Genomic DNA, 19,340 nt, shown 5'->3' with positions numbered 1-19,340 from the left:
GGACCGTATGGCGCGAGTCACTCCGACATTGGGGGTATCCGAACGGGCCTCGGAATCCGAAAACCTATGACAGGACACGAAAACCGACACGCTCCGCGTCGCTGGGAGTACGGAACCACACCTCCGCAACAATCCGGTCAAACTGCGGATTGTCCTGTGTGCAGTAACGCAGCGCAGTCACGCTCGCTTTGACGCCGAACTCCGGAGCCGGCGCACCGCCACCGGGCAGCGGCATGGCCGAGCCCGGACCGAACGGGCCAGGCGGCACGAACTCGCCCTGCGCCGCGGATTCCGCGGCAGCGGCCTGTTCGGCCACCGGAACGACAGGTTCGAACAGCGACCGGCCGAGGTCCTCCTGCGGCGCCGCGGCAGGCGGCGCCTCGAAGCGCTGGGTGAGCTCGATCTCCGGCTCGGGCAGTTCCGGCTCGTAGTGGTGCACGGCTTCCGCTGCGGGCACATGAGCCTCGTAGTGCTGCACAGGTGCGGCCAGGGACTCCTGGGCGTCGACGTGGCGCGCGGGCTCGGGCTCGTAGGAGTAAGTCGCCTCGGGCGCCGATGGCTGCGAGTCGTAGTGGTGCGTGGGCTCGGGCTCCGACGAGACGTAGGAGTGCGCGGGTTCCGGCGCCGTGTCCTGCGATTCGTAGGAGTGGGCGGGCTGTGCCTGCTCGTAGGAGTGCGCGGGCTCCGGCTGCTCGTGGGCATGCGCGGGTTCCGGTGCTGGTTCGTGGTTCTCGTTGTCCAGCGAGCGGATCACTTCGTCCGGGATCGGCGTGGTGTGCTGGGTGAAGATCGTCCCGCTCGCGTCGACCTGCTCGTCGTCGTCGACGTCCGTGATCAGGTGCGGATCGGGGTCCTCTTCCTTCGCGAACCAGTCGTCGCCCGGCCCTGCCGACTCCGGTTTCTCCGGGATCAGCACACCCGCCGGTGGGACGAACACCGTCGTGCTCTCGGTGAACTCCCGGAACGGGGTGTCCGACAGCTCCGTGTCGCTCTCGTCGGGAATCGGCGGTTCCGGCGGCGCCACCGGGTCCAGACGGGACGAGAACGACTGCGGACGCGGCTCGGCCTGCACCTCGGGAGGCGCGGCGAGCGGCTGGAAGAGCGTCGCCGTCGGGGGCGGCGAGCCGGACGGAGGAGGCGGGGGCGGCAGGAGCGGCGGCTGGGCCACAGGTGGCTTGGGCGCGTCGAAGAGATCGTCGAGGAAGCGGTCCGTCTCGTTGACGCCCGGCTGGCGCACCGGCTCGGCCACCCGCGTCGGCAGGTGGTTCTCCCGGGCGTCACGGGGTTCGAGTGGCTGGCGCGTGGCCGCCTCCTCCAGCTCGGTCACCCGCTTGCGTGCCGGGTTGACCAGCAGTAACCAGGTGAACAACACCCCGAGGAGAAAGGAGCCCAGGCTCCAGAGCCAGACCTGACCGAAGATCTGCATGCACTTGCTCCCTCGTGGACCTCACCCTCGGATTCCACCCTACGGGCCCGGCGAGATCACCGTCTCAAGACTCAGCGAGTCCGCTCGATGACATAACGCGTCAGCAGCTCCAGAGCGTCACGAGCAGCGCCTGAAGGCAGCGGGGCCAGCGCCGTGTGCGCGCGCTCGGCGTACTCCTCCAGCGTCTGGCGTGCCTGCTGCAGACCTGTGGAGTTCCGCAGCAGGTCGAGTGCTTCCGCCACCTCGGCGTCGTCGGAGATCGGCCCCGCGAGCAGTTCGGCGAGGCGGTCGTTGCCCGGCTGCCCGAGCGCGTGGATCATCGGCAGGGTTTTGACGCCTTCCCGCAGGTCGGTGCCAGGGGTCTTGCCCGACTCCGCCGCGGGGGACGCGATGTCGATGATGTCGTCGGAGATCTGGAACGCGGCACCGATGATCTTGCCGTAGCAGTGCAACGCCTCGGTCTGCTCGGCCGTGGCGTTGGAGAACATGCCCGCGTAGCGACCGGCGGTCGCGATCAGCGAACCGGTCTTCTGGCCGATCACCGACAGGTAGTGCTCGACCGGGTCCTCACCGGCCGCCGGGCCGACGGTCTCCCGCATCTGGCCGGTGACCAGCTCGGAGAACGTCTCGGCGATGATCCGGGCCGCGTCGGTGCCGAGGTCGGCGACCAGGCCGGACGCGTGCGCGAACAGGAAGTCCCCGGTCAGGATGGCGATGGTGTTGTCCCATTTGGCGTTCACGCTGTCCGCGCCGCGGCGCATGGTCGCCTCGTCCATCACGTCGTCGTGGTACAGCGTGGCCAGGTGCACCAGCTCCACGGACGCGGCGGCCGTGATGACCTCGGGCAATGGCCCGTCCGCGACATGCGAGGAAATCAGGGTGAACAACGGGCGAAAACGCTTGCCGCCCGCGTTGACCAGGTGCAACGCTGCCTCGTCGATGAAGGAGACCTCGCTGTCGGCGACCCCGTGCAGGATCTTCTCGACATCGGAGAGGGCGACGCCGACGGCTCGCACCAGGTCAGGGTCAGCAGCACTCAGGCCCAGAGGCAGGCCCGAGCCAGGAACGGCAGGCGTTTGTTCGGCTGTCACGTCGTCGTCGCTCCCGCAGCAGTGTTACCAGCCCCTCCAGCGTAAACGCAGCGAGCGCGACAACACTGGTCAGGTAGTCAGACCGTGGCGCAAGGCACTCCGCCAGGCAATGGGAGGGAGGCGAAGCTCACCGGAAGTGGGATTTTTGCTGTCCCGGACGCGCACGAATTGAGGGTCGTCGAGGTTGATCTCGACGCAGGCGCCGTTGGGATTGCTGCGGCTGGACTTGAACCACCCACGTGTCATTCCAACTCCTTGAGCACTCGGCGGATGAGCGCCATCGAGTCCGCGTGACTCAACGCACGCTCCATAGCGTGGTCGAAGCTGGCAGATACTTCCAGGAGCTTACTGCGCTTGTCGACGATGGTCTGCGAGGTAACAGTTTCCTGCCAAAGGAGGTCAGGCAGCCGGGGTGACAGGAAGCTGAGCAGGATCGCCGAGTTGCCGATCAGGGGATGCGCACCGGCGCTGAATGGCATGACCCGGACATCAACCGATCCGACGGCCATCTCCGCGAGCCGCTTCAGCTGCCCACGCATGACTCCCCGACCACCCACCTGCTGCCGCAAGGCTGCCTCACCAACCACTGCCGACAGCCTGAGCGGGCACTCACCGACCAACCGGTCTTGGCGGAGCATCCGGGATTCCACTCGAACATCCACTTCCACAGGCCGGATGTAGGGCCCGCCGCCCTTGATCATGGCCTTGGCGTAATCCGCGGTCTGCAGTAGGCCGGGGATGACTTCGCCTTCGTAGTTCCGGACACCGACCGCCCCGGATTCAAGTCCGAGGAACCTGATGAACTCATCCGAATAGATGAGGCTGTAGTCGTGGTACCACTCACGACGATCCGCGCCCGCTCGAAGTGCCTCCAAAGGGAACATCTCCTGGTCGGTCAACCCGTAGACCTCCGCGATGTCCGCCATCCGAAAAGGGGGCAACTTGCGCTTACCGGTCTCTATCGCCGACAGGTTGGTGCCCCCAAGTCCGGTTGCCTTTCCCGCTGCCGCAGCGGTCATCCCCAGTTCCTCGCGTCGTTCCTTCAGGCGTATGCCCAGCTCCCACGCCTGCACAGTGCTGGATGTCGGTGTCATGTCACCCGTCCGTGGATTGCCTCGTAGATACTTATCAGCGATACTGAGCGCTCACTATCAAGCACGGAGGGTACCAATGACTACTCGATACGCTTACACCCTGTTCGAACTGCGCAAGCGGGACAGCCGCGTCACCCACTACGAGATCGTCAGGCAAACCCAGGTCATCCCCGCGGCGGGCGGCATCGAAGCGCTCGCGAGCGGGCTCACGGCGTGGGCACTGGAGTTCCTGCTACCCGGAAACCGCGAACCCGCGCTGTACAGCGCCGAGCTCACCACGCTCGACGAGGACGACGAGCCCGACGACTACATCCACACCGTCTCCATATGCCAAAGCGGGTCCGACCAGTTCTCAGTCTGGCCGGACCCGCGAAGGTTGATCAGCGCCTAGAAGGCGAACGTCCCCGTTCCCGCCCAGTCCAACGCGAAGGCGGGCACGACCCCGAGGATCAGCGTGACGAGCACGCCGAGGGTGATGGCCGCGGTCGTGAACGTGCCAGGCACGGTCACGGTCGGGCCATCCGGCGCCGGTTCGCTGAAGTACATCAACACGATCACCCGCAGGTAGAAGAACGCCGCCACGGCCGAGGCCAGCAGGGCGATCACCACCAGCGGCGTCATCCCGTCCTGGATACCGGCCGAGAACACCACGAACTTGCCCACGAACCCGCTCGTCAGCGGGATACCCGCCATCGCGAGCAGCAGGAACGTGAACACCGCGGCCAGCACCGGCGACCGCTTGGCCAGGCCCGCCCACTGCGACAGGTGCGTCGCCTCACCGGACGAGTCACGCACCAGGCTCACCGCGCCGAACGCGGCCAGCGTGGTGAAGCCGTAGGTCAGCAGGTAGAACAGCGTGCCCGACAGGCCTTCCGGACGCAGCGCCAGCGCACCGACGAGCAGGAAGCCCGCGTGTGCGATCGACGAGTACGCCAGCATGCGCTTCACGTCGGTCTGCGTCAGGCCGAGCACCGCGCCGATCACCATGGAGGCGATCGCCACGACCCACAGCACGCCGCGCCATTCCCAGCTTGTCGACTCGAAGCCGACCGTCAGCACGCGCAGGATCCCACCGAACGCGGCGACCTTCGTGCAGGCCGCCATGAACGCCGTGATCGGCGTCGGCGCACCCTGGTACACGTCCGGCGTCCAGGCGTGGAACGGACCGACCGACGCCTTGAACAGCAGGCCGACCACCAGCAGACCGAAGCCCGCGAACAGCAACGTGTCGGACGCCGCCGAACCCGCCGCCGCGTTGGCGATGTCGGCCAGCTTCACCGAACCCGCGTAGCCGTACAGCAACGCCAGTCCGTAGAGGAAGAACGCCGAGGCGAACGCGCCGAGCAGGAAGTACTTGACCGCCGACTCCTGCGAGATCAGCCTGCGCCGCCTGGCCAGGCCACACATCAGGTACAGCGGGAGGCTGAGCACCTCCAGCGCGATGAACATCGTCAGCAGGTCGTTGGCCGCGCAGAAGACCATCATCCCGGACAACGCGAACATCGTCAGCGGGAAGACCTCGGTCTGCATGCCGCCGGACGCCGCCTGCACGCGGTCCTGGATCGTGCCCGGCCGGATACCGGCCTGTGCCACGAACGCGCCGCCTCGCTCGATCGTCCGGTCCGCGATCAGCAGCAGTGCGCCGAGACCCAGTGCCAACAACGTGCCCCACAGGAACAGGGCAGGCCTGTCGACCGCGATGGTCTTGTACAGCGTGGTCAGACCGCGCTGCGGCGGGTTGTCCGTGACGTAGACGATGAACGCCACGCCCGCGCCCAGGATCGCCAGCAGCGACAGCGTCACCTGCGCCGCCCACCGGTTCGCCTTGGACACGAACGCCTCGATCAGCACGCCGACACAGGCCGCGCCGAGCAGGATCAGGATCGGCAGGATCGCCGAGTACTCGATCTGCGGCGCTTCGATCGGTGCCTGTTGTGGTGGTTGTAGAGCCAGCACGTCACTTGCCTCCCACTGGGTCGGCCAGGCCGACCGACTGCAGCGTTGCGTCCACCGTCGGCTGGAGCACGTCCAACACCGGCGCGGGGTAGAAGCCCAGGAAGATGATCAGGACGACCAGCGGGGCCAGGACGACCTTCTCGCGCACACCCAGGTCCGCGATCGAGGCCTTGGCCGGATCACCCGCCGTGCCCGGCCCGCCGCTCAAGCCCACCAACGCGTTGCCGCGCACCGGGCCCTGGAAGACCCGCTGGTAGGCCCACAGCACGTAGGCCGCGGCGAGGATCATGCCGACCGCGCCGATGATCGCGTAGACCGGCGCGTTCGGGTACGACCCGACCAGCACCAGGAACTCGCTGACGAACGAGTTCAGGCCCGGCAACGACAGCGCGGCCAGACCGGCGAACAGGAACAGGCCCGCCAGCACCGGCGTCAGCTTCGCCAGACCGCCGTAGTCGCGGATCGACCGCGAGTCGCCGCGGGCGATCACCATGCCCACGACCAGGAACAGCATTCCGGTCGCCAGACCGTGGTTGACCATGTACAGCGCCGAACCCGCGATCGACTGCGTCGAGAAGGCGAAGATGCCCAGGCCGATGAACCCGAAGTGGGCGATGGAGATGTACGCCATCAACCGCTTCATGTCGTTCTGGCCCGCCGCGAGCAGTGCGCCGTAGACGATGCCGAGCACCGAGAGGATCAACACCAGCGGCGCGAGTTCCTTGCTGGCCGCCGGGAACAACGGCAGGCAGTAACGCAGGAACCCGAACGTGCCGATCTTGTCCAGCACACCGACCAGCAGGACACCCGTGCCGATCGGGGCCTCCGCGGTGGCGTCCGGCAGCCAGGTGTGCAGCGGCACCAGCGGCGCCTTGATCGCGAAGGCCACGAAGAAACCGAGGAACAGCCAGATCTGGGTGCTCAGCGGCGCCTGGTCCATCACGGTCGACAGCGTCTGCCAGTCCAGCGTGCCGACACCGTTGTTGTAGTCCTTGCTGACCACGTACAGGCCGATCACCGACGCGAGCATGATCAACCCGCCGAGCAGCGAGTACAGGAAGAACTTCATCGCCGCGTACTGCCTGCGCGGCCCGCCGAAGCGGCCGACCAGGAAGTACATCGGGACCAGCACTGCCTCGAAGAACACGTAGAACAGGAACACGTCGGTCGCGGCGAACACGCCGACCATGCCCGTCTGCATCACCAGCAGCAGCGAGTAGAACCCCGCCGCGCCACGGCCTTCCGGCAGCTTGTCGGCCCACGAGCCGCCGATCACGATCGGCGTGAGGATGCCGATCAGCGCGATCATCGTCAGCGCGATGCCGTCGATGCCCAGCGAGAAGTGGATGCCGAAGTTCGGGATCCAGTCCACCGACAGCGCCAACTGGATCCGGGACCCGTTGGGCACGTACGTGATCCACGCCGGGACGACCAGGACCAGCTCGACCAGGGAGACCGTCAGCGCGGTCAGCTTGGCCATCCGGTCGTCTTTGAGGAACGCCACCACGATGCCGCCGAGCAGCGGCAACAGCAGCAGCGCGAGCAGCAGGCCCGAGCCGCCGCCGGAGGTACCCGCGATCATCGCAGCGGGTTGGGTGTTCATCAGGAGAACCTCACCATCAGCAGCGCGGCGACCACGAGGATCCCGCTCGCCAGCATGCTCAGCGCGTACGAACGCACGAACCCGGTCTGCAGCCGGCGCAGTCTGCCGGAGCTACCGCCGAACGACGCCGCGATCCCGTTCACCAGGCCGTCGACGCCCTTGTTGTCCACGTAGACCAGCGCGCGGGCCAGCCAGGTACCCGGCCTGGAGACCAAGGCCTCGTTGAGGTGGTTGCCGTACAGGTCCGCGCGGGCGGCCTTGACGACCGGCGACACCCTCGCGGGCTTGACCACCGGCACGTCCTTGCGGCCGACGAACAGCCACGCGAGCAGCACGCCCAGCACCGACAGGCCGATCACCAGGATCTGGATCAACCCGTGCGAGAGGACGCCGTGCTCGACTTTCTCGAGCGGCTGCAGCGACGGGGCCAGCCAGTTGACGAACCTTTCGCCCTGGGTGAAGAAGAAACCGGCACCGATCGAGCCGATCGCCAGGACGATCATCGGGACGGTCATCACCGGCTTGGACTCGTGCGGGTGGAAGTCCGAGCCGTCCTCGGCCTTCAGGTCCTTCCAGCGCTGCTTGCCGAAGAACGTCATCAGCACCAGTCGCGTCATGTAGAACGCGGTCAGCCCGGCACCGAGCAGCGCCGCGCCGCCGAACACCCAGGCGCGCCAGCCTTCCTGGCCGAACGCGGCCGCGATGATCGCGTCCTTGGTGAAGAAGCCGGAGAACGGCGGGATACCGATCAGCGCGAGGTAGCCGAGCAGGAACGTGCCGAACGTGATCGGCATGATCCGCCACAGGCCGCCGTACTTGCGCATGTCCACTTCGTCCTTCATGGCATGCATCACCGAACCGGCCCCGAGGAACAGCCCGGCCTTGAAGAAGCCGTGTGCGACGAGGTGCATGATGCCCAGCGCGTAGCCGAACGGGCCGAGACCGACCGCCAGGATCATGTAGCCGATCTGCGAAACGGTCGAGTACGCCAGGACTTTCTTGATGTCGTCGTACGCGCAACCGATGACGCACCCGATCAGCAACGTGATCGCGCCGATGACGATCACGACCAGGCGGCCGTCGGCGGACAGGTTGTACAGCGGGTTGGCGCGGGCGATCAGGTAGACGCCCGCGGTCACCATCGTCGCGGCGTGGATCAGGGCGGAGACCGGGGTCGGGCCCTCCATCGCGTCCGGCAACCACGCCTGCAGCGGGAACTGGCCCGACTTACCGCAGGCACCGAGCAGCAACAGGATCGTGATCGCGGTGACCGTGCCCGGCGACAGCTCGCCGACGCGGGCGAAGACCTCGGCGTACTGCGTGGTGCCCAGGTTCTTGAACAGCAGGAAGATCGCGACGGCCAGACCGACGTCACCGACGCGGTTCATCAGGAACGCCTTCTTGGCCGCGGTCGCGGCCGACGGGCGGTTCTGGTACCAGCCGATCAGCAGGTACGAGGCGAGACCGACACCCTCCCAGCCCAGGTACAGCGTCACGAAGCTGTTGCCGAGCACCAGGATCAGCATCGCCGCGACGAACAGGTTCAGGTAGCCGAAGAACCGGCGCCTGCCGTCGTCGTCGGCCATGTAGCCGACCGAGTAGATGTGGATCAGCGAACCGACACCCGTGATCAGCAGGACGAACGTGATCGACAGCGGGTCGAGGCGCAGTCCGAAGTCGACTTTCAGCGCGTTGACGTCGATCCAGGAGAACAGGTTCGCTTCCTGGATCTGGTTGCTGCCGGAGCCGAAGAACAGCGCGATGCCGATGGCGAACGACGCGACGACCGTGGTGATGCCGAGCAGGTGGCCCCACGCGTTGGTGCGACGGCCGCCTACCAGCAGAACGAGTGCGCCGAAGGCGGGCAGCGCGATCAGAAGCCACGCCGAACTCGCCAGTCCGCTCGCCGGGATCACCTGCTCCGCGGCGGCAAGGCTGAATGTCTGGGACACCTGCTACCCCTCTAGTACTTCAGCAAGTTCGCGTCGTCGACCGAGGCCGTGCGACGGGTGCGGAAGATGGACATGATGATCGCCAGGCCGACCACGACCTCGGCGGCGGCGACGACCATCACGAAGAACGCCATCACCTGGCCGTCCAGCGAACCGTTGATCCTGGCGAAGGTCACCAGGGTCAGGTTCACCGCGTTGAGCATCAGCTCGACGCACATGAACACCACGATCGCGTTGCGCCGGACCAGCACGCCCACCGCGCCGATGGTGAACAGCAGCGCCGAGAGCAGCAGGTAGTACGTGGGGGTCACTTGTCACCCTCCTCTGTGGAACCCGCCTTCAGCGCGTGCGCGTCGGGACCGGGCTCGGAGCCCGCGACGGACTTGACGTCGGCGGCCAGCTCACGTGAGGCGGTCGCCTCGATGATCGCCGACACCGACTCCGGCGCGATCGAGCCGTCCGGCAGCAGAGCCGGGACGGCGACCGAGTTGGCGGTGGCGTACACACCCGGGCCGGGCAGCGGGCTCGGCCGGTCGTGCTCGCCGCGGAAGCGCGCGTCCGCGGTTTCCCGCTGGGTCCTGCGCTTCGACTTGTCCGTGTAGCCCAGCACCATCGCGCCGAGCGCGGCGGTGATCAGCAGTGCCGAGGTGAGCTCGAACGGGAACAGGTAGTCGGTGAAGATCGACTTGCCGATGCTCGCGACGTTGCCGCCGCCCGCGTTCTGCTCGTTCAGGCCGACCGGGCGGACCGAGGTCAGCGCCTCCGCGACCCCCGAGACCAGCAGACCGGCCAGGCCGATGCCCAGCACGGCCGCCCAGATCCGTTGCCCGCGCAGCACTTCGACCACCGAGTCGGAGGAATCCCTGCCGACCAGCATCAGCACGAACAGGAACAGCATCATGATCGCGCCGGTGTAGACGATGATCTGCACGAAGCCGAGGAACGGCGCCTGCTGGATCATGTACATCACGCCGAGCGACAGCATGGTCATCACCAGGAACAACGCCGAGTGCACGGCGTTGCGGGCGAAGATCATGCCGAGCGCGCCACCGAGGGCCAGCGGAGCCAGCACCCAGAACGAGATCGCCTCGCCGGTGGAGACCTTCGCGACCTCGTTCGCGGCAAGCAGCATCGCGGAGCTCACTTGGCTTCCTCCTGCGCCCGCTTGGCCAGCTCCGGACCCTTCACGTAGTAGTCCTGCTCGTTGTCACCGAGGCGCATCGGGTGCGGCGGCATCTCCATGCCCGGCAGCAGCGGGGCGAGCAGGTCTTCCTTCGTGAAGATCAGGACTTGGCGGTTGTCGTTGGCCAGCTCGTGCTCGTTGGTCATGGTGAGCGAGCGGGTCGGGCACGCCTCGATGCACAGGCCACAGCCGATGCACCGCAGGTAGTTGATCTGGTAGTCCGCTCCGTAGCGCTCACCCGGGGAATAACGCTCCTCGTCGGTGTTGTCGCCACCTTCGACGAAGATCGCGTCCGCCGGACAGGCCCACGCGCACAGCTCGCACCCGACGCACTTCTCCAGGCCGTCGGGGTGCCTGTTGAGCTGGTGCTTGCCGTGGTACCGAGGTGCGGTGACCTTCTTGACCTCGGGGTACTTCTCGGTGGCCACCTTCTTGAACATCATCCCGAAGGTGACGCCGAAACCCTTTACCGGATCAAGAAACCCCATCGTCGCCCTCCTTGGCCCCGGCCGCCACCGTCTGGCGGCGTCCGGCGCGTGAGCGGGCCTGCCTGGTCCGCCTCGGTTTGTTCGGAATCTGCAAGTCGATCGGCGGCACCGGGAAGCCACCGCCGGACATCGGCACCCGGCCCGCCCGCGAGTCCCTGCGGTCGGGCGCCATGAACGCCAGCCCGATGAGCACGAGGATGCCGAAGCCGACCGAGATCAGCCTGCCGGTGCCCTGCATCTGCGGCCACGCGTTGATGATCGTGAGCACCACGATGAACAGCAGGCTCAGCGGCACGAGGAACTTCCAGCCCAGCTTCATGAACTGGTCGTAGCGGTAACGCGGGAGCGTGCCACGCAGCCAGATGAAGAGGAACATCCCGAGGCCGATCTTGGCGATGAACCACAACATCGGCCACCAGCCGCTGTTGAAGTAGTTGTCACCGATCAGCGAGATCGGCCACGGCGCCATGTAGCCGCCGAGGAACAGCGTCGTGCCCATCGCGCAGACCACGATCATGTTGATGTACTCGGCGATGTAGAAGATCACGAACTTCATCGAGCTGTACTCGGTGTGGAAGCCCGCGACCAGCTCCGACTCCGCCTCGGGCAGGTCGAACGGCGCCCGGTTGGTCTCACCGACCATGGCGACCAGATAGATGAAGAACGCCGGGAACAGCGCCACACCGAACCACAGGCCGTGCTGCGAGTCGACGATGTCGCCGAGCGACAACGAGTGCGACTGCAGGATCACCGCGACGATCGCCAGACCCATCGCGATCTCGTACGAGATCACCTGCGCGGCCGATCGCAGACCACCGAGCAACGGGTACGGGGTTCCGGACGACCAGCCTGCCAGGATCACGCCGTACACGCCGATCGACGCGGCGGCCAGCACCACCAGCGCGCCGACCGGCAGGTCGACCAGCTGCAGCACGGTCCGCTCACCGAAGATCGAGACCTCCGGGCCGAACGGCATCACACCGACAGGCCGATCATCGTCGGCGCCAGCGATCACCGGAGCGAGCCGGTACGTCACCTTGTCGGCCGTGCGCGGAACGATCTCTTCCTTGAACGGCATCTTGATCGCGTCGGCGATCGGCTGCAGCAGACCGAACGGGCCGACCCGGTTGGGACCCGGGCGGTTCTGCATCCGGCCGATCAGCCGCCGCTCGGCCCACACCGTGATCATCGCGGTGAGCAGCGCGAACAGGAAGATGAACAGGACCTTCAGCAGGATCAGCCAGATCGGGTCGTCGGCCAGCAGCTCTGCCCTGGTCATGCGGTCCCTCCTGGGTGGACGTTCACGGGGGTGCCGTGGACGGCTCCGAGAGTGCGGCGAACCGTTGCGTCGCCGGAGTTTCCTGGCAGCCACACGACGCCGTCGGGCAGGTCCGCGTACTCGACCGGCACGGTGACCGCGCCCTTGGCCGTCGAGACCGTCACGGCTTCCGCCTTGTCCACGCCGAGGACCGTGGCCGTGTGCGCGGACAAGCGGGCCACGACCTTGCGGGCCGTTCCGGCCAGGTGGGGCTCGTCGTCCTGCAGCGACCCGTTGTCCAGCAGCTGGCGCCACGTGGCCAACAGCGCCTGGCCGTCGTTCTGCGGCAGGCCCTGCTGACGGGACTCGAGCGCCGGAGCGGCGGCCTTGGCCGTGCTGGTCTCGCCCAGTCTGGCCAGGTCGCCCGCGGCGGCGGTCGGTGTCTGGGTGAAGAGGTCCGCGTCCATCTCGACCGCGAGCGTGTCCAGCACCCGGCAGTCCGGCAGTGCGCCGGTGCCGTCCAACGTGGTGCCGAACTCGCGACGGCGGCCTTCCCAGTTGAGGAAGGTCCCCGCCTTCTCGACCGACGGCGCGATCGGCAGGACCACGTCCGCGTACTCGCTGACCGCACTGTGCCGCAGCTCGAGGCTGAGCACGAAGTCCGCTGCCGCCAACGCTTCGAGCGCCCGCTGCGGGTCCGGCAGGTCGTACGGGTCGACGCCGCCGACGACCAGTGCCTTCAGCTCGCCGTTCGCGGCGGCCTCGACGATTCCGGTGGTGTCACGGCCTGCCGCGGCGGGCAGCGAACCGGGCTCGAGGCCCCACGCCTGCTCGACCTCGGCGCGGGCCGCGGCGTCGGCGACGAGCCTGCCGCCGGGCAGCAGCGTCGGCAGCGCACCGACTTCGACCGCACCGCGCTCACCGGCACGCCGCGGGATCCACGCGATCCTGGCGCCGGTCCTCTCCGACAGCCGCAGCAAAGCCGAGAACAGACCGGGCACCTGCGCGGCGCGCTCGCCGACCAGAACCACCGAGCCGGGCTTGCCGAGGCCGTCGACCACGTCCGCCGCGTGCTCGCCCAGCGCGTCCACCGCGGCCGCTTCGCCGCCGGGCGGCGTGGCCAGCAGCGTGCCGAAGGTCTTCTCGACCGACGGGGTGCTCCACTGTCCGATGTGGACGACCTTGGTCCGGCCCTTGCGGGCCGCCTTGCGCAGCCGCAGGAAGACGATCGGCGCTTCCTCCTCCGGCTCGAACGCCACGCACAGCACCGTCGGCGCGGCTTCGATGGCCGTGAAGGTCACCCCGCCGTTGTCCGGGTTCGTGCCGACCACCGTCGACGCCAGGAACTCCTGCTCCTCGACCGAGTGCGGCCGGGCGCGGAAGTCGATGTCGTTGGTCCCCAGCGCCACCCTGGCGAACTTCGAGTACGCGTAGGCGTCCTCGACCGTCAACCGGCCACCGGTCAGCACACCGGCCGCGCCGCGGGCCTTGGTCAGCGCCTCCGCGGCGACCTGCAGCGCCTCCGTCCACGACGCGTCCCGCAGCTCGCCGGACTCCTTGTCCCGCACCTGCGGCCGCAGCACGCGGTCACCGGCGGTGGCGTAGCGGAAGGCGAAGCGGCCCTTGTCGCAGATCCACTCCTCGTTGACCTCGGGGTCGTTGCCCGCGAGCTTGCGCATCACCTTGCCGCGCCGCCAGTCCGTGCGCTCGGCACAGCCGGAGGAGCAGTGCTCGCACACGCTCGGGGTGGACACCAGGTCGAACGGCCGCGACCGGAACCGGTACGCGGCGCTCGTGAGAGCGCCGACCGGGCAGATCTGGATGGTGTTGCCGGAGAAGTAGCTCTGGAACGGCTTCTCCTCGGCGATCCCGATCTGCTGCTGCGCACCGCGCTCCAGCAACTCGATGAACGGGTCACCGGCGATCTGCGCGGAGAACCGGGTGCAGCGCTGGCAGAGCACGCAGCGCTCACGGTCCAGCAGCACCTGCGTCGAGATCGGGATCGGCTTCGGGAACGTCCGCTTCTTGTCCACGAACCGGGAGTCCGTGCGGCCGTGCGCCAACGCCTGGTTCTGCAGCGGGCACTCACCGCCCTTGTCGCAGATCGGGCAGTCCAGCGGGTGGTTGATGAGCAGCAGCTCCATCACACCCTGCTGCGCCTTGTCCGCGACCGGCGACGTGATCTGCGTCTTGACGACCATGCCGTCGGCGACCGTGATCGTGCAGGACGCCTGCGGCTTCGGCATCGGCCTGCCGCCCATCTCCACCTCGACCAGGCACTGGCGGCAGGCGCCTGCCGGGTCGAGCAGCGGGTGGTCGCAGAACCGGGGGATCGTGATCCCCATCCGCTCGGCGGTCCGGATCAGCAGCTCGCCCTTGGGAGCCACCACCTCGATACCGTCGATGACGAGCTTGACGTGCCCCTCCGGGACGACGAGCTCGTTCTTCTCGGGTGCAACGGTCATCAGTTCGCTCCCGCCAGTGCAGGCTTGCGGTTCTTCTCGCGGTTGCGCTGGCACAGCGCGAGGAACTCGTCCCTGAAGTACTTGATGCCGCTCTGGATCGGGCTCACCGCACCGTCCCCGAGCGCGCAGAACGACCGGCCGATCACGTTGTCGCAGACGTCGAGCAACGTGTCGATGTCCTCTTCGGTGCCGTTGCCCGCGACCATCCGCTCGAGGATCTGCACCAGCCAGTACGTGCCCTCACGGCACGGCGTGCACTTGCCGCAGGACTCGTGCTTGTAGAACTGCGTCCACTTCATCACGGCCCACGGCACGGACACCGTCTCGTTGAAGACCTGGACCGCGGTGGTGCCGAGCATGGAGCCCGCCGCCGCCGCGCCTTCGAAGTCCAGCGCCACGTCCAGGTGCTCCGTCGTGAACATCGGGGTGGACGAACCACCCGGCGTCCAGAACTTCAGCGGGATGCCGTCCTTCATGCCACCGGCCATCTCCAGCAGCTGGCGCAGCGTGGTCCCCAGCGGCGCCTCGTACTGGCCCGGCTTCTCGACGTGGCCGGAGATCGAGTAGATCTTCGGGCCGGGCGACTTCTCGGTGCCCATCTTGCGGAACCAGTCGGAACCGCCGTTGATGATGTAGGGAACCGACGCGATCGTCTCGACGTTGTTCACTGTGGTGGGAGCGGCGTAGAGCCCCGCCGCCGCCGGGAAGGGCGGTTTCAGGCGAGGCTGGCCCCTGCGGCCCTCCAGCGAGTCGAGCAGAGCCGTCTCCTCGCCGCAGATGTACGCGCCGGCGCCCGCGTGCACGGTGATCTCGATGTCGAAGCCGGAGCCGAAGACGTTCGTGCCGAGGTACCCGGCCGCCTTGGCCTCTGCGACGGCCTGGTTGAGCCTGCGGATGCAGTGCAGGGCCTCACCGCGCACGTAGATGAAGCAGTGGTGGGAGCGCATCGCGTAGGACGCGATGATGCAGCCTTCGATCAGCGAGTGCGGGTCCGCCATCATCAGCGGGATGTCCTTGCAGGTCCCCGGTTCGCCCTCGTCGGCGTTGATCACCAGGTAGTGCGGCTTGTCCTCGTTGGGCGGCATGAAGGACCACTTCAGGCCGGACGGGAAGCCCGCGCCGCCACGGCCGCGCAGCCCGGAGTCCTTGACCACCTGCACGACCTGCTCCGGCGTGACCGCCAGCGCCTTGCGGACGGCGGTGTAGCCCTCCAGCTGCTCGTACGTCTGGATGGACCAGGAGCGGGGAGACAGCCAGCGCTTGGTGAGAACCGGCGTCACCGGGTCGACTGTGGTCATTTCTTCTCCAGCTCGGGGAACGCCACGCTCTCGGGCATCGTGGGAGCGGTCCAGCCGCGGTCGGAGGCCAGTTGCGCTCCGGCGAGCGTCTCGGTCGCCTGCGACGGACCGTCCACATCGGACTCGCGCTCGAAGAAGCCTGCCAGCTGCAGCGAGACGTCCTTGAAGTCGGACAGCGGGGCGCCGCGGGTCGGCGCGGGCTTCTCACCCCGCCGCAACGCGTCGACCAGCTCGACCGCCTTCTCCGGCGTCTGGTTGTCGTAGAACTCGTAGTTGACCTGCAGCACCGGGCCGAGGTCGCAGGCGGCGAGGCATTCCGCGTGCTCGATCGTGATCGAGCCGGGCTCGCCCGGCGTGCCCGCGGTCTCCTCGTGGCCCAACGGTTTGCCGGGCTCACCGAGGTGGTCGCGCAGCTTCGCGTAGATGTCGTCGCCGCCGAGCGCCGCGCAGAGGGTGTTCGTGCACACGCTGACCAGGTGCTCGCCGCAGGGCTTGCGCTTGTACATCGTGTAGAACGTCGCCACCGCGCTGACCTCGGCGTCGGCCAGCTTCAGTTCCCTCGCACAGAACTGGATCCCGGCGTGGCTGACGTAGCCCTGCACCGACTGCACCAGGTGCAGCATCGGCAGCAGCGCCGAGCGCGACTGCGGGTAGCGGGCGATGATCGCCTGCGCCCGCTCGACGATCCCGTCGAAGACGCTGAGGTCCTCGACGACCTCGGCGACCAGCTTCTGCGTCTGCGCCTCGGGAAGCACGGACGCGACGGCTGCTTCGCGCGAGTCGTCGACTGTCGACTGGTGAGTGGGCTCGCTGCCGACGGTGGAACCGCCGTAGGTCTGCCCCGGCCCGGAAGTGGTCATCGGTCCACACCACCCATGACTGGATCGATCGAAGCGACCGCGGCGATCAGGTCCGCGATCAGCCCGCCCTCGGACATGGCGGGCATTGCCTGCAGGTTCACGAAACTTGGTTCGCGGGCGTGCACGCGCAGCGGCCGCGTGCCGCCGTCGGAAACCAGGTGGTAGCCGAGCTCGCCGCGCGGCGACTCGATCGGCTGGTAGACCTGGCCTGCCGGGACGTGGAAGCCCTCGGTGACCAGCTTGAAGTGGTGGATCAGCGACTCCATCGACTGGCCCATGATCTTGCGGACGTGCTCGAGCGAGTTGCCCATGCCGTCCGGACCGATGGTCAGCTGGGCGGGCCACGCGACCTTCTTGTCCTCCACCATGACCGGGCCCGGCTCGAGCAGCTTCATCGTCTGCTTGATGATCTTGAGCGACTGGTCCATCTCCTCCATCCGGATGAGATAGCGCGCCCAGCAGTCCGCGTCGGTGGACGTCGGCACCTCGAAATCGACCTCGTCGTACGCCAGGTACGGCTCGACCTTGCGCAGGTCCCACGCCAGACCGGCGGACCTCAGCACCGGGCCGGTGATGCCCAGCGCCAGGCAGCCGTCCAGCGGCAGGTAGCCGACGTCCTTGAGGCGGTTGCGCCACACAGGCTGTCCGGTGAACAGCTTGTGGTACATCCTGATGCGCTCTTCCATCGTCTTCACGAACTTGGTCAGGTAGTCCTTCCAGTCCTCCGGAAGGTCCTGAGCCACGCCGCCTGGCCGGATGAACGCGTGGTTCATCCGCAGGCCGGTGATGTACTCGAGCGTGTGCAGCAGCACCTCGCGCTCACGGAAACCGAGCGCGGCGGCGGTGGTGGAGCCCAGCTCCATGCCGCCGGTGGCGAGGTAGACGAAGTGCGACGAGATCCGGTTGATCTCCAGCAGCAGCTGGCGGATCAACTGCGCGCGGCGCGGGGCCTCGATGCCCAGCAGCTTCTCGACACCCATGCAGTACGCGGCCTCGTGCGACAACGGCGCGAGGTAGTCCGTGCGCGTGATGAAGGTGACGCCCTGCGTCCACGTCCGGTATTCGCAGTTCTTCTCGATCCCGGTGTGCAGGTAGCCGATCACCGACCGGGCCTGCGTGACGGTCTCGCCCTCGATCTCGATCACCAGGCGGAGCACGCCGTGCGTGGACGGGTGCTGCGGGCCGAGGTTGATCACCATGCGCTCGTCGTGCGCGGCGTCCTCGAGGACCTGGTCCCAGTCGCCACCGGTCAACGTGTAGACCGGTCCCTCGGTCGTCTGCCGCGCTTCGGCGGCGTACGGGTCGCCCGTGGTGGTGCTCGCGTCTGGCGTGGTGGCGTCAGTCGGGTTTGTGGTCACGAGTAAGACCTCCGCTGGTCGGGCGGGGGGATCTCCGCGCCCTTGTACTCAACCGGGATGCCGCCGAGCGGGTAGTCCTTGCGCTGCGGGTGGCCGTCCCAGTCGTCCGGCATGAGGATGCGGGTCAGCGCGGGGTGCCCGTCGTAGACGATCCCGAACATGTCCCAGGTCTCCCGCTCCTGCCAGTCGGCCGTCGGGTAGATCTCGACGACGCTGGGCACGTGCGGGTCGTCGACGTCGAGCGCGACCTCGACGCGGATCCGGCGCCGGTAGGTCATGGACTGCAGGTGGTAGACCGAGTGCAGCCGCTGCGGCACGTCGACGCCGTAGTCCACGCCGGACACCGACGCGCAGAACTCGAACTTCAGCGCGGGCTCGTCACGCAGCGCCTGGCAGATCTTGAGCAGGTGCTCCCGCGCCACGTAGTACGTGATCTCGCCGCGGTCCACAGTGACCTGCAGGACGGCCTCGGCCGGGATGCCACGGCGGGAGAAGGCCGCCATCATCTCGTCAGTGACCTCGTCGAACCAGCCGCCGTACGGCCGCTCGGCCGGAGGCGGGCTGTACTGCGGCAACCGGAGGCCACCGAAGCCGGACGTGTCACCGGCGTCTGAGACACCGAACATGCCCTTGCGGGACCTGCCCGACACCACGCCGGGTTTCGGTGTCGTGTCGCGGGCTTCGAGGCCTTCGTCCGGCCGCTCGGCACTCGAGTGCTCGTCGCCTGGAGTGGTCACCGCTCAGCCCTTCTTCTTGGCGTAGCGCTCGGAGGACGGGATCAGCTCTTCCTTCTGGAAGCCCTCTTCCAGCAGCTTCGCGGCGCGGCGAGGGCCGAGCGGCTCCTCGGAGATCCGCTGGTGCAGCTTGAGGATCGCGTCGAGCAGCATCTCCGGGCGCGGCGGGCAGCCCGGCAGGTAGATGTCGACGGGGACGACGTGGTCGACGCCCTGGACAACCGCGTAGTTGTTGAACATGCCGCCGGACGAGGCGCAGACACCCATCGCGATGACCCACTTGGGCTCGGGCATCTGGTCGTAGATCTGCCGCAGGACGGGGGCCATCTTGTTGGTGACCCGGCCGGCGACGATCATCAGGTCGGCCTGGCGGGGGCTGGCGCTGAAGCGCTCCATGCCGAACCGCGCGTAGTCGTAGCGCGCGCCGCCGACCGTCATCATCTCGATGGCGCAGCAGGCCAGACCGAACGTGGCGGGCCACACGGAGTTCTTCCGGGCCCAGTTCACCAGCTTCTCCAAGCCGGCCAGCATGACTCCGTTGGGGAGGAGCTTCTCTTCGATTCCCATGCTTGCC

18 protein-coding genes are annotated in these 19,340 nt (G+C 67.7%); 1 reads left to right on the top strand and 17 read right to left on the bottom strand.

Annotated features, from left to right (window positions below):
• Positions 1–64 precede the first annotated feature (64 nt).
• The 4 genes from ALI144C_RS56460 to ALI144C_RS45905 form a co-directional block, all read right to left on the bottom strand.
• Positions 65–1,426, bottom strand: coding sequence for a sunset domain-containing protein (locus tag ALI144C_RS56460; RefSeq protein ID WP_193441277.1), 1,362 nt, complete (start codon positions 1,424–1,426; stop codon positions 65–67).
• Positions 1,427–1,497: 71 nt separating this feature from the next.
• Positions 1,498–2,517: a polyprenyl synthetase family protein gene (locus ALI144C_RS45915; protein WP_143231260.1), complete on the bottom strand. Its 1,020-nt coding sequence runs from the start codon at positions 2,515–2,517 to the stop codon at positions 1,498–1,500.
• Between the two features lie 69 nt (positions 2,518–2,586).
• A complete protein-coding gene (locus tag ALI144C_RS45910; protein WP_076993513.1) occupies positions 2,587–2,763 on the bottom strand; it encodes a DUF397 domain-containing protein in 177 nt (58 codons plus the stop codon).
• Positions 2,760–3,611: a Scr1 family TA system antitoxin-like transcriptional regulator gene (locus ALI144C_RS45905; protein WP_076993512.1), complete on the bottom strand. Its 852-nt coding sequence runs from the start codon at positions 3,609–3,611 to the stop codon at positions 2,760–2,762. Before ALI144C_RS45905 ends, ALI144C_RS45910 begins: the two co-directional genes overlap by 4 nt.
• A gap of 76 nt (positions 3,612–3,687) precedes the next feature.
• Between ALI144C_RS45905 and ALI144C_RS45900 the strand changes: the two genes are divergently transcribed.
• On the top strand, positions 3,688–4,002 hold the full coding sequence (locus tag ALI144C_RS45900) for a hypothetical protein (protein WP_076993511.1): 315 nt from the start codon (positions 3,688–3,690) through the stop codon (positions 4,000–4,002).
• On the opposite strand, the gene nuoN is transcribed toward ALI144C_RS45900, so the two are convergent.
• The 13 genes from nuoN to ALI144C_RS45835 form a co-directional block, all read right to left on the bottom strand.
• Positions 3,999–5,567 (bottom strand): NADH-quinone oxidoreductase subunit NuoN, encoded by a 1,569-nt coding sequence (gene nuoN, locus ALI144C_RS45895; RefSeq protein ID WP_076993510.1) that lies wholly within the window; start codon positions 5,565–5,567, stop codon positions 3,999–4,001. The genes ALI144C_RS45900 and nuoN overlap by 4 nt on opposite strands.
• A 1-nt stretch (position 5,568) precedes the next feature.
• Entirely contained in the window at positions 5,569–7,170 is a 1,602-nt protein-coding gene (locus tag ALI144C_RS45890) for an NADH-quinone oxidoreductase subunit M (protein WP_237774628.1), read from the bottom strand.
• Positions 7,170–9,068, bottom strand: a complete 1,899-nt coding sequence (gene nuoL / locus ALI144C_RS45885; protein WP_076993780.1) for an NADH-quinone oxidoreductase subunit L — start codon at positions 9,066–9,068, stop codon at positions 7,170–7,172. The genes ALI144C_RS45890 and nuoL overlap by 1 nt, the downstream gene beginning before the upstream one ends.
• 65 nt (positions 9,069–9,133) lie before the next feature.
• On the bottom strand, positions 9,134–9,433 hold the full coding sequence (gene nuoK, locus ALI144C_RS45880) for an NADH-quinone oxidoreductase subunit NuoK (RefSeq protein ID WP_042182552.1): 300 nt from the start codon (positions 9,431–9,433) through the stop codon (positions 9,134–9,136).
• Positions 9,430–10,254: an NADH-quinone oxidoreductase subunit J gene (locus tag ALI144C_RS45875; protein ID WP_076993779.1), complete on the bottom strand. Its 825-nt coding sequence runs from the start codon at positions 10,252–10,254 to the stop codon at positions 9,430–9,432. The genes nuoK and ALI144C_RS45875 overlap by 4 nt, the downstream gene beginning before the upstream one ends.
• Positions 10,255–10,262: 8 nt before the next feature.
• Positions 10,263–10,793, bottom strand: coding sequence for an NADH-quinone oxidoreductase subunit NuoI (nuoI, locus tag ALI144C_RS45870; protein ID WP_076993509.1), 531 nt, complete (start codon positions 10,791–10,793; stop codon positions 10,263–10,265).
• Positions 10,780–12,072 carry an NADH-quinone oxidoreductase subunit NuoH gene (gene nuoH, locus ALI144C_RS45865; protein ID WP_076993508.1) on the bottom strand — a complete coding sequence of 431 codons (1,293 nt, stop codon included), beginning with the start codon at positions 12,070–12,072 and terminating at the stop codon, positions 10,780–10,782. The genes nuoI and nuoH overlap by 14 nt, the downstream gene beginning before the upstream one ends.
• Positions 12,069–14,516, bottom strand: coding sequence for an NADH-quinone oxidoreductase subunit G (locus tag ALI144C_RS45860; protein WP_076993507.1), 2,448 nt, complete (start codon positions 14,514–14,516; stop codon positions 12,069–12,071). The genes nuoH and ALI144C_RS45860 overlap by 4 nt, the downstream gene beginning before the upstream one ends.
• Complete coding sequence (gene nuoF, locus ALI144C_RS45855; RefSeq protein WP_076993506.1) at positions 14,516–15,814, bottom strand: NADH-quinone oxidoreductase subunit NuoF; 1,299 nt, start codon at positions 15,812–15,814, stop codon at positions 14,516–14,518. Before nuoF ends, ALI144C_RS45860 begins: the two co-directional genes overlap by 1 nt.
• On the bottom strand, positions 15,811–16,674 hold the full coding sequence (gene nuoE, locus ALI144C_RS45850; RefSeq protein WP_076993505.1) for an NADH-quinone oxidoreductase subunit NuoE: 864 nt from the start codon (positions 16,672–16,674) through the stop codon (positions 15,811–15,813). Before nuoE ends, nuoF begins: the two co-directional genes overlap by 4 nt.
• Entirely contained in the window at positions 16,671–18,032 is a 1,362-nt protein-coding gene (locus ALI144C_RS45845) for an NADH-quinone oxidoreductase subunit D (RefSeq protein ID WP_076993504.1), read from the bottom strand. The genes nuoE and ALI144C_RS45845 overlap by 4 nt, the downstream gene beginning before the upstream one ends.
• Entirely contained in the window at positions 18,029–18,769 is a 741-nt protein-coding gene (locus tag ALI144C_RS45840) for an NADH-quinone oxidoreductase subunit C (protein ID WP_076993503.1), read from the bottom strand. The genes ALI144C_RS45845 and ALI144C_RS45840 overlap by 4 nt, the downstream gene beginning before the upstream one ends.
• Positions 18,770–18,772: 3 nt before the next feature.
• Entirely contained in the window at positions 18,773–19,333 is a 561-nt protein-coding gene (locus tag ALI144C_RS45835; protein ID WP_076993502.1) for a NuoB/complex I 20 kDa subunit family protein, read from the bottom strand.
• Between the last annotated feature and the right edge of the window lie 7 nt (positions 19,334–19,340).

It is taken from the genome of Actinosynnema sp. ALI-1.44, assembly GCF_001984155.1.
Lineage (GTDB): Bacteria > Actinomycetota > Actinomycetes > Mycobacteriales > Pseudonocardiaceae > Kibdelosporangium.
This window is presented reverse-complemented; position numbering and strand designations above follow the sequence as displayed.